The following is a 14,093-nucleotide window of genomic DNA, read 5'->3' as shown; positions in this document are numbered from 1 at the left end:
CCATCAGAATGGAGAGTCCGGGAAGTAGAAGTCCTTCGCCGTTTCCTTGGTGATCAGCACCGACGGAATGATGGTGTTGGCGGGCAGTTTCTCGCCCTTGATCCGCGCCTCGGCCGTGAGCTTGATCGAGTCGTAGATGAACTTGGGGCTGTACGACACGTTGGCCTGGATGAGCGGGTTGCTGCCGTCCATCAGCGTCTTGATCATGCCCTTGGCCCCCGCGCCACCAAACACCAGCTTGATGTCCTTGCGCTTGGCCTGCTCGATGGCCTTGAGCACGCCCACGGCCATGTCGTCGTCGGCGGCCCACACGGCGTCGATCTGTGGGAAGCGGGTGAGGTAGTCCTGCATCACCTTGAAGGCGTCGTCGCGGTTCCAGTTGGCGTACTTGGCGTCCAGCAGCTTGATGCCGGGGTGGTTCTTCAGCACGCTGTTGAACGCGTCCATGCGCTCGTTGTCCAGCGTGGTCGCAATGCCGCGCATGGCCACCACGTTGCCCTTGCCGTTCAGCGCCTTGGCGATGTACTCGGCCGGAATCTTGCCGAAGGCCGTGTTGTCACCCGCCACATATGCGTCCTGCGCGCTGGTGTCGGTCAGACCCCGGTCCACCACCGTCACGTACACGCCCTTGGCCTTGACCTGGGCCACGGGCTTGGTCAGCGCGGCGGATTCGAACGGGAAGATGACCAATGCGTTGATCTTGTTCACCGTCACCAGGTCTTGCAGCTGGTTGGCCTGCTCGGGCGCACCGCCTGCCGTCTTCACGATCACCTGCAGGCCGGGGTGGGCCTTTTCCAGATCCTTCTTGGCCTGGTTGGCCCAGTACACGATGCCGCCGGTAAAGCCGTGCGTGGCCGACGGAATGGCCACGCCCACCACCGTCTTGTTGGCCTGCGCCATGGCGGGGGCGGCCAATGCCAAGGCGGCGGCGCCCACGGCCGAGAGGGTCAAGCGGCGGGTGAAAGAAAGTTGGCTGTTCATGCGTTGTCTCCTGTTGCTTTGGAATATGGCCATGGAAGCTGGCCGGCTGGGGAACACCTCGAAAAACAAATGCACGCAAAGAGTGGCTGGAAAACTCAGCGAAGCGGTCCTGGCTAGGCGCTGTGTCGCAGACAGTGCGAGTAGCACGGCAAGACACAGCAACAACGCCAGGAGAGTTGTTCCGGCCACTCCGTCACCTCTTGCCGCGCTGCATGAAGGCGACCGCGATGATCACGAAGCCCTGCACCGCCGCATTCAGGTACACGCTGATGATGCTGGTCAGGTTCAAGATGTTGCTGATGACAGAGAGCAAGATCGCGCCCACCACCGTGCCGGTGATGCTGCCCGCCCCGCCCTTCAACACCGTGCCGCCCACGATGACGGCGGCAATCGCCTCCAGCTCCCACAGCAGGCCCGTGGTGGGCGATGCAGAGCCCAGGCGCGGCACATACAGCAGCGTGGCAATGCCCACGCACACGCCAAGCAGCATGTACGTCAGGATCTTGATCTTGTGCACATCCACCGCCGCGTACTGCGCCACCTGCTCGTTGGAACCGATGGCCTGCACATAGCGGCCATAGGCCGTGCGGTTCAGGATGACGCCGCCGATGACAGCCACCAGCAGGAAGATCCACACCGGAATCGGCACGCCCAACAGATTGGCGTAGTACACCGGGCTGTAGATGTCCGACAGGTCGTTCTCCAGCGTGATGGCCCCGCCGTTCGAAAAGTACGTGAGGTACGCACGGAAGATGCCCAGCGTGCCCAGCGTCACGATGAAGGGCTCGATGCGCCCCTTGGTGATCAAGAGGCCGTGCACCAGCCCGAACACCGCGCCCAGCACCACCGCCAGCAGCATGCCCACCACCACGGCCGCCATAGGCGATCCCAGCACGGGCGCCATCGCGTTCATGAACAAGATGACCGAGCCCGCGATCAGCGCCGCCATCGACCCCACCGACAGGTCGATGCCGCCCGAGATGATGACGAAGCACATGCCCACCGCGATGATCCCGATGAAGGCCGTGCGCGTGAGCACGTTCATCACGTTGTCGTAGGTGGCGAAATTGCTGTTGAGCAGCGTGCCGGCAATGCACAGCAGCACCAGGCCGATGACAGGGCCCAGCCCGTGCAGCTTGCCCCACCAGGCCGTAGCGCCGCCGTGGCGGCCTGCACCGGGTACAGCGGGTGCTGCGGCAGCCGCTGCGGTGGGTGCGTTTTCAGCGGGTGCCTGTGGCATGTGCGATCAACTCCTCTTCGGTCAAATTAGGCTCTTGGAGCGTGGTCTGCAGCCGCCCGGCGCGCATCACCGCCACGCGGTGGCACAGGCCAATCAGCTCCATCAGTTCGGACGAAATCACCACCACCGCCAGGCCCTGCTCTGCCAGGCGCTGCACCAGGTGATAAATCTCGCGCTTGGCGCCCACGTCCACGCCGCGCGTGGGCTCATCCAGCACCACCACGGTAGGGCCGGGGTGCAGCACCTTGGCCAGCGCCAGCTTTTGCTGGTTGCCACCGGACAGCGACGACGCGCGCACATCGAGCGACCCGGTGCGGATGCCGAACTCCTGCACCGCATCGCGCAGCGCAGCCTGCTCGGCCGCCGGGTCGAGCCAGGGCTTGGCATAGCGCTCCAGCGCCATCAGCGTCAGGTTGGGCCGCAGGCCAAAGTGCACATGCAAGCCCTTGCCCTTGCGGTCTTCGCTCAGGTACGTGAGGCCATGGCGCGCCGCGTCGCGCGGGCTTTTCAAATGCACGGGTTTGCCAGCAATCTCCACCGTGCCGGCCGAGCGCGGGCGCAGGCCCAGCAGGCCTTCAAACAGCTCGGTGCGGCCAGCCCCCACCAGCCCGGCAAAACCCAGAATCTCGCCACGCCGCACGTCAAAGCTCACATCCTCGGCCCAGCCGGGCACCGTGAGGCCACGCACCTGGATGGCGGGCTCTCCACCCGCAGGCGCGGGCAGCTTGGGTGGGAACAAATCGGCCAGCTCGCGGCCCACCATCAGGTTGGCCATCTGCCGCCGCGTCACGCTGGCCGTGGCCTCGCGCGCCACCAGCAGGCCGTCGCGCATCACCACCACCTCGTCGGTGGTGCGCTCCACTTCGTCGAGCTTGTGCGATATGTAGATGATGGTCACACCCGCGGCCTTCAGCCCGGCCATCAGCGCAAACAGGCGCTCCGTCTCGCCCGGGGTCAGCGTGGCGGTGGGCTCGTCCATGATGAGCAGGCGCGCATTGCGGGCCAGCGCGCGGGCAATCTCCACCAGCTGCTTTTCTGCCACGATGAGCTTGCGCACCCGCGTGTCCGGGTCCAGCGGCAAACCCACCTGTGCCAAGGCAGCGCGCGTCCTCTCGCGCATCGCCTTGTCGTCAAGGAAGGGGCCCTTCTTGATCTCATGGCCCAGGAAGATGTTCTGCGCAATCGTCAGGTCGTCCGCCAGGTTGAACTCCTGGTGGATGAGCACAATGCCCTGCGCCTCGGCCGCGCGCGATCCGCCACCGGGGGCGCGCACCGCGCCGTCCACCACCACCTCGCCGGTGGTCGGGCTCTCGTACCCCGCCAGAATCTTCATCAGCGTGGACTTGCCCGCGCCGTTCTCGCCCAGCAGGCCATAGACGCGGCCCGGCTGCAGCGCAAAGCCCACCCCGTGCAGCACGCGCACGGTGCCAAACTCCTTGGTGACGTTGCGGAACTCGACGGCTACGCTCATCGCGCTGCCCCTGTTCCTACAACTGCTCCAACGCCCGCACCCGCCACCGAGCCAGCACGCGACAGGCTCTCCTGCATGGCCAGCACGCCCGCGCCCACCACACCGGCATCGTCGGCCAGCGGCGCGTACTGAATCTCCAGGTGCCGCGTAGACAGCGCCAGCGACCGGTGGTACACGCTCTGCCGCACCGACGCAAGGAACAGCGGCCCCATGTCCGTCACCCGCCCGGCAATGAATACATGCGATGGGTTGAAGAAGTTGACGATGGACGCCAGCATCTGCCCCACCAGGCTGCCCGCGCGCTGGATGATGGCGTTGGCCGCCACATCGCCCGTGCGGCTGGCCTGGGCCACGTCTTCAATGGTCAGCGTGCCGGTGCTTTGCAGCCGCTCGGCCAGCAGCGCGCTTTCGCCGCGCTGCGCCGCCTCGATGGCCATGCGCGCCATGGCGGGCGCTGCGGCCATCGCCTCCACGCAGCCCTGGTTGCCGCAGTGGCAGCGCGGGCCGTGCTGGTCCACGCAGATGTGGCCCACATCGCCCGCCGAGCCATTGGCGCCCCGGTACACCTGCCCGTGGCACACGATGCCGCAGCCAATGCCCGTGCCCACCTTGATGACCAGAAAGTTGGGCAGATTGCGCTGCAGCCGGTACATCTCGCCCAGCGCCATCAGGTTCACGTCGTTGTCCACAAACACCGGCGCGGCAAACGCCTCGCGCAGGTAGTCGCGGATCGAAAAGCCGTCCCAGTCGGGCATCAGCGGCGGGTTGACGAGCTGCCCGCTTTCAAAATCCACCGGCCCCGGCACGCCCATGCCGATGGCAATCACTTGGTTAGGCGCCAGGCCGCAGCGCGCCAGCAGCTCGCGCATCAGCCCCCGCACCCGCGCCAGGATCACGCCCGGCCCCTGGCGCACATCAATCGGCTCGCGGTGCCGCGCCAGCACCGTCATGTCGGGCCGCATCACCGCAATCTGCATGCTGGTCGCGCCCAGGTCGGCGCCAATCACCACGCCCAGGGTTTCACTTAAACGGAGGGTTTCGGCCCGCCGGCCGCCAGAGGATTCCTGCAGGCCCACCTCGTCGAGCAGGCCTTCGTCCAGCAGCGCCGCGACCATGGCGTTGGCCTTGCTCTTGGAATAGGCCAGGCGCTGCGCCAGCGCATTGCGCGACGCGCCTGCGGACCAGAAGATGGTCTGCAAGACGCTCAGGTCTTCGGCGCCGCAGTGACTCCAGCGGGTGGATGGCAAGGCTTGTCTCCTGTCATGGTTTTGTGCAGCACCTCATGGGGGTGGGTGCTTGACAGGGATGCTATGCGGTCATCTTTGACCGGGCAAGACTGAACTTTGACCTAATTCCAATCAAAGAAGATCCGCATGAGCGCCAAACTGCAGCGCAGACACTTAAAGGTGAAATCACAGTTCCCAGATTGAGGCACAACTAATTACCCGGTAATTTAAATTAATTCACCAATCTTCCAATGGGATTAATTTTTATTAAATCGACTGCATGCTCAATCCCATACGCCAGTAAAAATCCCGTGTTGTACGCCACAGTCATGCCATTAGGCTCGCCATCACCACCAATCACTTTTTCATATTCAGTTTTAAAGCCGGAAACCACTCCCAAAAATTTTAAATCATTAAATGGAGCACCAATTTTTGAAAAAACCAAAGGCCCGCCAGAAAACCCCTAGTTATTAATGGCATCAACATATATATGCCGCACATCCTTTGAAAAATCAAATGCAGACGAAAGGGTTCCCTTCTTAATAAATGGAACTGGTCGATTTGCCATAATAGCACCTAAATTTGCCCACATCTTATAAGGGAAGCCGACAAAATATACATCTTGCCCTAGCGTCGCCCCTGCAGATGTTGCTGGAACTACATATTCCCTTGGCGTCAAACCAATCCCGACAACGAAGACCGCGATATCGACTTCGCCTCGACAGGCTCCCACGAGTTGCACCTCAACATCAAGCCATTTGTTGTCATGCATGAGTTTAATCATCTTAACGTTTTCCGGCGACTCAAAAAGGTGTTTGGCACTCACCAAATACTCTCGCCCATCAACTTCAATCGAAAACGCAGTCCCATATCGGTCCGCCTTTATGAAAAATACTCGATTGAACACATTAGCTGTAATCATATTCACATCAGAAATCAAGAGACAAAACAAAAGCACGACCGCTGCATAGAATAAAGCGTGGCTCAGGAAGATTTAAAATCAACAAAAAACCTTTGAATTCCAGCAATATGCCCGAGCTTTCTCTTCCATGAAATCGAGCCTACCAAGGTATTTTCACATATAGCCAATCGCAAATTGATCGAGCCCGAGCAAAGTTATAAAAAGGTTTTTACGACTAGGGACTCGCTAATCATCCTCTGAACGCCAGTCCATGTAAAACATCCGCACACCGCTGAACCCTGCCGCCCCAACAACGGCCGCATCCTCCTGTCGCCTCAGCACGGCCAGCTACCCAGCAATCTGTCCCGCACCCTGGCCGTACGCTCCGGCGCTACGCCGGACGTAACCTGAAAAGCGGTATGGCGCTGCAGCTGCAAATCGCGCCCCCCTGCCCGTGTTCGTCGGCAGCACCTTCAAACATCCGCCACGCCCAGATGCGCCATCACCAGCGGCGCTCCGGGCTTCAACCGCCGCCAGCACGCGGCGGTGGGGGGTAAGGAATATGCTCTTATTTTTATAGCTACCAGCGCCTTACCAATAAGCGCTGGAGCCTGTTTTCAGTCATATTTCTGCAGGACATGTGCTGGCCTGCGCTGCATAGCGTGCCCCTCCCGACTGGGTCCCTAGCAAAGTTCACGCGGCACCGCCCCCACCGCGTCGCACCAGCGTCGGTAATCCGCCCGCCGATCAGCCGTGGCAATCCGCTGCAGCACCGTATGGTGCCCCCCCAGGTATTCCACGCTGCCCTTGACCACCACATGCACCAGCAGCTCCTCCGTGCCGGTGGCCTCCCACCAGTCCACATTGCCGGCGGGCTCGTGGATGTAGTCGCCCGGCCGCACCACGCGGCCATCGTTCAGGCGGCGTTCACCCGCCAGCGTCAGGGCGTGCACTTCGCCCGTGTGGCGGTGCAGGCCCAGGCGCGTGCCGGGTGACAGCCGCATCAGTTCCACCCACCCAGCGTCGTCGGGCAAAAACTGGATGGGCAGGGACCACTTGCCTTCGCCTTCAGGTATCCAGTCCGCCAGGCCCGCGCGCTCCAGCGCCTGGGCCACGATCACGTCGGCAAGGTGATTGTTCGTTGTCGTCATCGTCATGTCGGTGCTCCTAGTTAGCTATTGGTTGATGGCTTGCTTGATTGCTTGACCGCTTATTGCTCGGGGTGCTGGTGGCGGTACTCCTGCGTGCGGCCGCCAAAGCCGTACGCGGTGGCGCGCACGTCCTGCACGTAGACATAGCTTTCGGGGTGCAGCGTGCCCAGCAGGCCTTCGAAGGCTGCGAACGCCTCGGCGATGTAGCGCGCCTTTTCGGCCTTGGTGTTGGTCTCGTCCACCACTTTGACGTCGAAGTAAAAGCTCGACTGTTTCAGGTCGGCCAGCGAACGGCCGGCGACGTACCAGTCGGCCGGGTCCACAAAGGTGATGACCACGGCCGTGAGGTCGCGCCGCTTGCCGAGCACGCGGGTGGTCAGGTCCAGCAGGGTTTCTGCAATGCGGGCAGACAGCTCGGGCGTGCGTTGGGCGGACACTTTGACGTTGAGGATGGGCATGGAGGGCTCCTGTTGAATGCGTTGGGTTGAACGAGCCTTCACTGTAGAAATTGCGCCCCGCCACGGAAACCGCCCGTGGCGATAATGGCTTTTGCTCCGCACGCAAAGGCGCGCACGATGAAACAAGAACCCCGCTCCTTCCTCCCCGATCCGGACGACCTGCGGTGGCTGGTGCGGTCGCTCGACCTGCGCTCGTTTTCTGCAGCGGCGCGCGAGATGGATGTGGCGGTGTCGGTCGTCGCGCGCGGTGTGGACCGGCTGGAGGCCGGCTACGGCGTGCGCTTGCTGCGCCGGTCCACACACGGCCTGTCGGCCACGCCCGAGGGCGCAGAACTGGCGCAGGAAGCGCGTGCCTTGCTGGCGCAGTTGGAGGACATCGGGGCATTGCTGTCGGACCAGCGCAGCCGCGTGGCGGGCACCTTGCGCCTGGCCTCCAGCCAAGAGATTTGCGAGGCGCTGGTGCTGCCCCACCTGGCGGACCTGCAGGCGCGCTACCCCGCGCTGCGGGTGGAGCTGCTGGCCGATGACCGCGTGGCCGACCTGGTGACGGATGGCATCGACGTGGCGCTGCGCACAACCGTGGGCCACAGCGACCTGGTGGTGGCGCGCGAACTGGGCCGGTTTGAGCGGCGTCTGTACGCGGCCCCTGCGTATTTGGAACAGCACGGCACGCCCGCCGAGCCTAGCGAGCTGCAGCAGCACCACACCGTCACGCACACCGCGCAGGGGCCGGCGGTGACCTGGGCATTTCTCAATCCACACGGCAATGCACAAGGCAAGCCGCTGGAGGTGACCGTGCGCTCGCGCCTGGCCGCCAGCAGTTCGGCCCTGGTGCACCACGCATTGGTGGGCGGCGCGGGGATCGGCATGTTGTCCGCCCCACTTGCGGCGGCCGATGTGGCGCAAGGCCGGTTGGTGGAGGTGCTTGCGCCTTTTGCGTCCCGCACCGTGCACACGCTGTACGCGGTGTCGTCACCGGGCCGGCGCAATGCGGCCAGGGTGAAGGCGGTGATTGATTTTTTGGTGAAGGCGTCGAAGGACCGGTGGGCGCTGGCGCCTGTGCGTTGAGGGTTGACGCAAACGGCTGGCACGGGCGTTGGCTGCCCCGCTGCGCGGCAGCATGTGGCGGCCATTACTCCGACGGCCAGCACTCGATGCAAGATGGGTGAAGTCCTGGCGCGCAAGCTGCGGCAAACTCTGTGGGCAAAGCCCCTGTGATTTTCCACCGCGCCAGCACATCACCATGACCTTTTCATCGCTGCTTCGCCTTCGTTCCAGCTCTCCTTCACGCATCGGCCTCGACATGCGCTGGCTATTGGCCGCAGCGCTTGGCTGCGCCGCCACCGTGGCCCAGGCAGCAGGCTTTGCCTTCATCGAGGTGCCTGCGGACAAGGACGGCCCCGCGCTGCGCGGTGCGGTGTGGTCGCCCTGCAGCACGCCACCGGGTCGCATTGACCTGGCGCCGCTGGTGCTGCAAGGCACGCGCGACTGCCCCGTTGCCGGACAAGGCCTGCCGCTGGTGGTGGTGTCGCACGGCGCGGGTGGCTCGGCCTTGGGGCACCACGACACGGCGGCCACGCTGGCCGATGCGGGCTATGTGGTGGCCGCCATCAACCACCCGGGCGACAACTTTCAGGACATGAGCCGCCAGGGCCACCTGTCGGCCTTTGCCACGCGGCCGGTGGACATGCGGCGGCTGACGGACTACATGCTGGGCGCGTGGCCCCATCGCGCGCAGCTGGACGCGGACAAGGTGGGCTTTTTTGGCTATTCGCGCGGCGGCTACACGGGGCTGGTGGCCATCGGTGCCAGGCCAGACTGGACGCTGCGCCCGGACCTGTGCCCGCCGCTGTCCATGCGCCCCCTGTGCGGCGAGATTCGGCGCAATGAGATCCCCGCCACGCCCGCACCGGACCCACGCATCCGGGCGGCGGTCATCGTGGACCCGTTGAGCGTGTTTGATGCCAAGGGGCTGGGGCAGGTCAGCACGCCAGTGCAGCTGTGGGCCTCAGCGCTGGGTGGTGATGGCGTCACGCCCCAGAGCGTAGAGGTGGTGCGCAATGGCTTGCCCCGCGCACCCGAATGGCAGGTGGCCGCCCACGCAAGGCACTATGCCTTCCTGGCGCCCTGCTCGCCCGCGCTGGCAGAAGTGGCGCCCGATATCTGCCGCGATGCGCCGGGGTTTGACCGGGCTGCATTTCACCAAGGGTTCAATGCGCAGGTGGTCGCGTTCTTTCAGCGGCACATCGCTGTAGCCAAAGCGCCCTGAGCGCAGCTCGGCATTCTCCGGGCCTCCCAAGCCCGTAGGTTGACCCAACCTCCGCCAGCCGCCTACACTGCCCCACTTGCTTCTTGATCTTTGGATCGGAAGCGATCCGCAAAGCCCTCCACCACCGTTGAGGGCTTTTCTTTTTGGTCCATCGCATTGAAGGCTCTCCCTGCTTGCAGAGAGGGCTTTTTGCATTTCTGGAGCCCTTCTTGATGCACGCCACTTCCACACACACGGCCCCCGCAGACGCCGCCCCCTCCCCCTGCGTTCATCTGGTCATCGGGCCCGTGGGTGCGGGCAAGTCCACCTTTGCCCGCCAATTGGTGCACCAGCACCGCGCCGTGCCGCTGAACCTGGACGACTGGATGGCCACACTGTTCTCGCCAGACCGGCCCGATGCGGCGGACGTCATGGCCTGGTATGTGCCACGCACGCTGCGTTGCTTGGCGCAGATCTGGAAGACGGCCGAGGCCGTGCTGCACGCGGGTGGCGATGTGGTGTTGGAGGTGGGCCTGATCCAGCAGCACCAGCGCGATGCGTTTTACGCCCGCATGGGGCCATGGGCCGATGCCATGGTGGTGTATGTGCTGGACGCACCGCGCGAGGTGCGGCGCGCGCGTGTGTTGCGGCGCAATGCTGAACAGGGCGCAACGTTTTCGATGGTGGTGCCGCCGCACATCTTTGAGCTGGCCAGTGACCTGTGGCAGCCGCCGGACGAAGTGGAGTGCGCGAACCACACCGTGGTGTGGGTGCCCGTGGCGGACCACGGGGCTTGAGGACGTGGTGCAGGTCTGGTTGCAATTTGCGCTGTGGGCAACGGCGCAGCCCGAGCCGCACCGTCCCAGCCACGCCGCTCAGGCCTGGGCCACCTGCTGCAGCAATGCATCGAAATTGTCGTGCAGGGCCTGGCTGCCCAGCACGCGGCGGCGGCCGGTGGCGGCGTCACCCACTGCCAGTTGTGGCACGCCTTGCGCACCCAGGGCTTGCATGTCGGCACGGGCGGCGGCCACGCGCTGCAGCATGGCGGCGCGCAGGGCATCGGTGGGCTGGCGTACCAACTGAGCGACTGCATGCAGGCCCAGGGCGCTCAGCACATCGGCCAGCACGGTGGGCGCCGTGGTGTCACGCCCGTCCACATACCGTGCGTGCTGCAAGGCGTGCAGTGCCTCCAGCTCGCGCGCGGGCTCGGTCTGCGCGACGGCGGTGAGGGCCAGCGTGGCAGGGCCCGAGTCAAAACGCCCGGCCGGCTGGCCCAGCACCTGCTCTCGATAGGCTTGGCTGAACGGCTGGCCGGTGAGCTGCGCGATGCGCTGGTCGTTGGACCAGGCGTAGGCGGCAAATTGCGCGTCCATGGGCCGGGCGCCTGCGCCTGCAAACAAGCCCGTGGGCGCCAGCACCACCTGCAGGCCGGGCGTGGCTTGCAAGCGGGCCAGCACGGGTGCGGCGGCGTAGCACCAGCCGCACAGGGGGTCGAACAGGTACGTCACGGTGACGGTGGGCGTGGAGGACATGGATCAGGGTCTCTCTTCAGAATCTTCAGAATCGGGCAGCGTGGAGGCGGCTGGTGCCCCTGGGGGCGCGGCCTGGGCAAGTTGGGCAACGTGTGCGGCCAGCGCGGCTTCCAACGCTGCAATTTCTTCGGCCAGCGTGCCCCGGCTGCGGAAATGGCGGGCGGCGCGGTCGTACCAGTTTTCGGCGTCTTCCAGGTCGCCCTCTTGCAGGTGCAGGATGCCGTGAAGCCATGCGCCGAGCATGGAGCCGTCGTGCTGCACCAGATCGTGCGCCGCATTCCAGCGCCCGGCGTGCAGGTGCTGCAGGACCTGGTGAAGGGGGTGGGTGGTGGTCACGATCGGGTGCTCCTACTTTGGTTTAGTTCGCAGGCGTGGTGAACATGGGGTTGCCGCTGGCGGTCGGGGTGACCTCTTGCTGCAGCACGTCCCAGTGCTCGACGATCTTGCCACCGGATAAGCGGAAGATGTCCACCCCGACCATGGGCTTGGGGCCCATGCCGGAGTAGCGGCCGTGCATCATGACCAGGTCGCCCTCGGCCACCACCATGCCGGGCTCGTACTTGAAGTCGAGCGGCAGGCTTTTGATCCATCCGCGCAGCACCTCGGCCCCATTGGGCACGGCGGGGTTGTGCTGGATGTAGCCGGGCGACCAGTACTTGTCGATGACCGACGCGTCACGCGTGATGAACAGGCCTTTCATGCCGGCCACCACGATCTCTTTGTTGGTGGTCTGGGCAAAGGCGCTGGCCGACGCAAAGGCTGCCACGAGCGATGCGGCAACGAGCAAGGTCTTGACGGGCTTCATGGGAACTCCTTGGTTTGGGACGGGGACTTGAAGGACGGAACGGGAAAGCTGTGTGCGTGGCAGTCTGAGGGTTGGCTTACCACTTCATTTCACCCTTGTTCACCTTGGCGCCTATGTCCAGCGACAGGCCCATGGGCGCTGCGGGGTAGGCCTTCTTCATCGCGTCGATGAGTTCGGCGCTCGTCTTGGTGGCGGCGGCGTTTTTCTCAAACGCTTGCAGGTAGCCCTTGGTGTAGCTGATGTTGGCGGCATCCAGCGCGCCACCGGCGGGCATGTGGCCGGGCACCACCACGGTGGGCTGCAGGGCGGCCATTTCGTCGAGCTGGGCCACCCAGGCGCTGCGCTCGGCCACGGTTTGGGTGTCGGCCGTCCACACATGGGTGTTGGTGCCAAACACGCCGATGGTGCCCACCACGGCCTTGATGGACGGAATCCACGCATACGGGCGATGCGCCAGCAGGTCGGTGGTGCCGCGGATCTCGACCGTCTGGCCGTCCACGCTCAGCGTGTTGCCAGCAATCGCCTTGGGCAGCACGGGCGTGCGCGGTGCGTTGGCGCCCATCTTGGGGCCCCAGAAGGCGAGCTTGCCAGCCAGCTTGGCGTTGATCTTCTCCAGCACGGCGGGCGTGGTCACCACGTCGGCCTTGGGGAAGATTTCTTTCAGCGTCTCCACGCCAAAGTAGTAGTCAGGGTCGGCCTGGCTCACGTAGATGGTCTTGAGCTCTTTGCCCGTGTCGAGCACGTTGGCTGCAATGCGCAGCGCGTCGGCACGGGTAAAGCCGGCGTCGATGACCATGGCCTCCTTCTCGCCATAGACCAGCGTGGAGTTCACGTTGAAGCTGTTGCCGTCGGCGTTGTAGACCTTGACCTGCAGCGGCTGGGCGGCCTGGGCGCCGGTGAAGGCAACGGCGAGGGTGGCGGCGATGAGGGTGGTGCGGAACATGGTGGTTTCTCCGGTGTGTTGAGCGGTGGTGCAGATGACGGAATGGAGTTTATTTGCGCCAATCGATCCAATAAACCCGATAATTCGCGCATATTTGTTTCACCAGTCGATCAAATAACCCCTTATGGACCGCCTGACCGCCATGCGTGTGTTTGCCGAAGTCGCCACCAGCGGCAGCTTCAGCGCCACGGCCGACAAACTGGAGATGTCGCGAGCCATGGTCACGCGCTATGTGGGCGAGATGGAGCAGTGGCTGCAGGCGCGGCTGCTGCAGCGCACCACCCGCAGCGTGACGCTGACCGACGCGGGCGAACACGCGCTGCGCCGCTGCCAGCAGATGCTGGCGCTGTCGCAAGACCTGGAAGAAGAAACCGCCACCACCACCGAGGGCGCGCTGCGCGGTCAGCTGCGGCTGACCTGCAGCGTGTCGTTTGCGTTTGCGCAGATGGGTGCGGCGATTGCGGACTTTCTGGCACAACACCCGCAGCTCAAGATCGACCTGGACGCGAGCGAAGGCTCTCTGAACCTGGTGGAAAAGCGCATCGACCTGGCCATCCGTATCAGCGCCGAGCCCGACCCGTTGCTCATCGGCCGGCCACTGGTCCGCTGCGATTCGGCCCTGGTGGCATCGCCCGCCTACCTGGCCACCCACGGTGTGCCGCAGCAACCTGCCGACCTGGCGCAGCACCGGTGCCTGAGCTACGCCAACTTTGGCAAAAGCGTGTGGCAGCTGACGCGCGGCGAGGTGGTGGAGCGTGTAGGCGTGAGCGGCCATTTCAGCGCCAACGAGGCCACCACGCTGATGCGCGCCGCGCTGGCGGGCGGCGGCATTGCGATGCAGCCGACGTATCTGGTCAACCCGTATCTGCACAGCGGCGAGCTGCAGGCCGTGTTGCCGGGCTGGGACTTGCCGGTGATGACGATCTATGCGCTGTACCCATCGCGCCGGCACTTGTCGCCTGCGGTGCGGGCGCTCCTGGATTTTTTGGTGGAACGGTTTGCGGGGGTGCCGTGGTGAGGGCGGCTGGACAGCCAGCAAACGCTACGCTTTTGATAGCTACTTAGGCATATTCCAATAGCGCATCCGGCCACTTTGGCTAAAAAAATGGCCCCAACCCTCATGCGACAGGGTTTGGG

16 protein-coding genes are annotated in these 14,093 nt (G+C 64.3%); 4 read left to right on the top strand and 12 right to left on the bottom strand.

Annotation, left to right across the window (positions count from 1 at the left end):
- Window positions 1–3 precede the first annotated feature (3 nt).
- The 8 genes from C8C96_RS13715 to C8C96_RS13690 form a co-directional block, all read right to left on the bottom strand.
- Complete coding sequence (locus C8C96_RS13715) at window positions 4–981, bottom strand: substrate-binding domain-containing protein (protein WP_121942671.1); 978 nt, start codon at window positions 979–981, stop codon at window positions 4–6.
- A gap of 193 nt (window positions 982–1,174) precedes the next feature.
- On the bottom strand, window positions 1,175–2,221 hold the full coding sequence (locus C8C96_RS13710) for an ABC transporter permease (protein WP_199737475.1): 1,047 nt from the start codon (window positions 2,219–2,221) through the stop codon (window positions 1,175–1,177).
- On the bottom strand, window positions 2,202–3,692 hold the full coding sequence (locus tag C8C96_RS13705) for a sugar ABC transporter ATP-binding protein (RefSeq protein ID WP_121942670.1): 1,491 nt from the start codon (window positions 3,690–3,692) through the stop codon (window positions 2,202–2,204). Before C8C96_RS13705 ends, C8C96_RS13710 begins: the two co-directional genes overlap by 20 nt.
- Entirely contained in the window at window positions 3,689–4,939 is a 1,251-nt protein-coding gene (locus C8C96_RS13700) for an ROK family protein (protein ID WP_370107357.1), read from the bottom strand. Before C8C96_RS13700 ends, C8C96_RS13705 begins: the two co-directional genes overlap by 4 nt.
- 211 nt (window positions 4,940–5,150) lie before the next feature.
- The gene (locus C8C96_RS24670) at window positions 5,151–5,363 is read right to left on the bottom strand and encodes a hypothetical protein (RefSeq protein WP_147455683.1); all 213 of its coding nucleotides are present in this window, start codon (window positions 5,361–5,363) and stop codon (window positions 5,151–5,153) included.
- An 18-nt stretch (window positions 5,364–5,381) separates the two neighbouring features.
- Window positions 5,382–5,846 carry a hypothetical protein gene (locus C8C96_RS24665; RefSeq protein WP_158605762.1) on the bottom strand — a complete coding sequence of 155 codons (465 nt, stop codon included), beginning with the start codon at window positions 5,844–5,846 and terminating at the stop codon, window positions 5,382–5,384.
- Window positions 5,847–6,502: 656 nt separating this feature from the next.
- Window positions 6,503–6,976, bottom strand: coding sequence for a cupin domain-containing protein (locus tag C8C96_RS13695; protein ID WP_121942669.1), 474 nt, complete (start codon window positions 6,974–6,976; stop codon window positions 6,503–6,505).
- Between the two features lie 53 nt (window positions 6,977–7,029).
- On the bottom strand, window positions 7,030–7,428 hold the full coding sequence (locus C8C96_RS13690) for a 4-oxalocrotonate tautomerase family protein (RefSeq protein ID WP_121942668.1): 399 nt from the start codon (window positions 7,426–7,428) through the stop codon (window positions 7,030–7,032).
- A 117-nt stretch (window positions 7,429–7,545) separates the two neighbouring features.
- On the opposite strand from C8C96_RS13690, the gene C8C96_RS13685 reads away from it, so the two are divergent.
- From C8C96_RS13685 to C8C96_RS13675, 3 genes are all read left to right on the top strand, one after another.
- Window positions 7,546–8,496 carry a LysR family transcriptional regulator gene (locus tag C8C96_RS13685; protein ID WP_121944015.1) on the top strand — a complete coding sequence of 317 codons (951 nt, stop codon included), beginning with the start codon at window positions 7,546–7,548 and terminating at the stop codon, window positions 8,494–8,496.
- 235 nt (window positions 8,497–8,731) lie between these two features.
- Window positions 8,732–9,697 carry a serine aminopeptidase domain-containing protein gene (locus tag C8C96_RS13680; RefSeq protein WP_121942667.1) on the top strand — a complete coding sequence of 322 codons (966 nt, stop codon included), beginning with the start codon at window positions 8,732–8,734 and terminating at the stop codon, window positions 9,695–9,697.
- Between the two features lie 212 nt (window positions 9,698–9,909).
- Window positions 9,910–10,473, top strand: a complete 564-nt coding sequence (locus tag C8C96_RS13675; RefSeq protein WP_233584237.1) for an ATP-binding protein — start codon at window positions 9,910–9,912, stop codon at window positions 10,471–10,473.
- Window positions 10,474–10,551: 78 nt separating this feature from the next.
- On the opposite strand, the gene C8C96_RS13670 is transcribed toward C8C96_RS13675, so the two are convergent.
- The 4 genes from C8C96_RS13670 to C8C96_RS13655 all read right to left on the bottom strand — a co-directional run bounded on the left by C8C96_RS13670 (window position 10,552) and on the right by C8C96_RS13655 (window position 12,956).
- Window positions 10,552–11,208, bottom strand: coding sequence for a DsbA family protein (locus C8C96_RS13670; protein ID WP_121942665.1), 657 nt, complete (start codon window positions 11,206–11,208; stop codon window positions 10,552–10,554).
- A gap of 3 nt (window positions 11,209–11,211) precedes the next feature.
- Window positions 11,212–11,547, bottom strand: a complete 336-nt coding sequence (locus tag C8C96_RS13665) for a hypothetical protein (RefSeq protein WP_370107393.1) — start codon at window positions 11,545–11,547, stop codon at window positions 11,212–11,214.
- Between the two features lie 19 nt (window positions 11,548–11,566).
- A complete protein-coding gene (locus tag C8C96_RS13660; RefSeq protein WP_121942664.1) occupies window positions 11,567–12,013 on the bottom strand; it encodes a nuclear transport factor 2 family protein in 447 nt (148 codons plus the stop codon).
- Window positions 12,014–12,089: 76 nt separating this feature from the next.
- Window positions 12,090–12,956, bottom strand: coding sequence for an MBL fold metallo-hydrolase (locus C8C96_RS13655; RefSeq protein WP_121942663.1), 867 nt, complete (start codon window positions 12,954–12,956; stop codon window positions 12,090–12,092).
- A gap of 124 nt (window positions 12,957–13,080) precedes the next feature.
- Between C8C96_RS13655 and C8C96_RS13650 the strand changes: the two genes are divergently transcribed.
- Window positions 13,081–13,974: a LysR family transcriptional regulator gene (locus C8C96_RS13650; RefSeq protein ID WP_121942662.1), complete on the top strand. Its 894-nt coding sequence runs from the start codon at window positions 13,081–13,083 to the stop codon at window positions 13,972–13,974.
- Window positions 13,975–14,093: the final 119 nt, after the last annotated feature.

The organism is Acidovorax sp. 100 (assembly GCF_003688355.1).
GTDB lineage: Bacteria > Pseudomonadota > Gammaproteobacteria > Burkholderiales > Burkholderiaceae_C > Acidovorax > Acidovorax delafieldii.
Note: the sequence above shows the minus strand (reverse complement) of the source record. Positions and strands in the feature narration are given on the sequence as shown.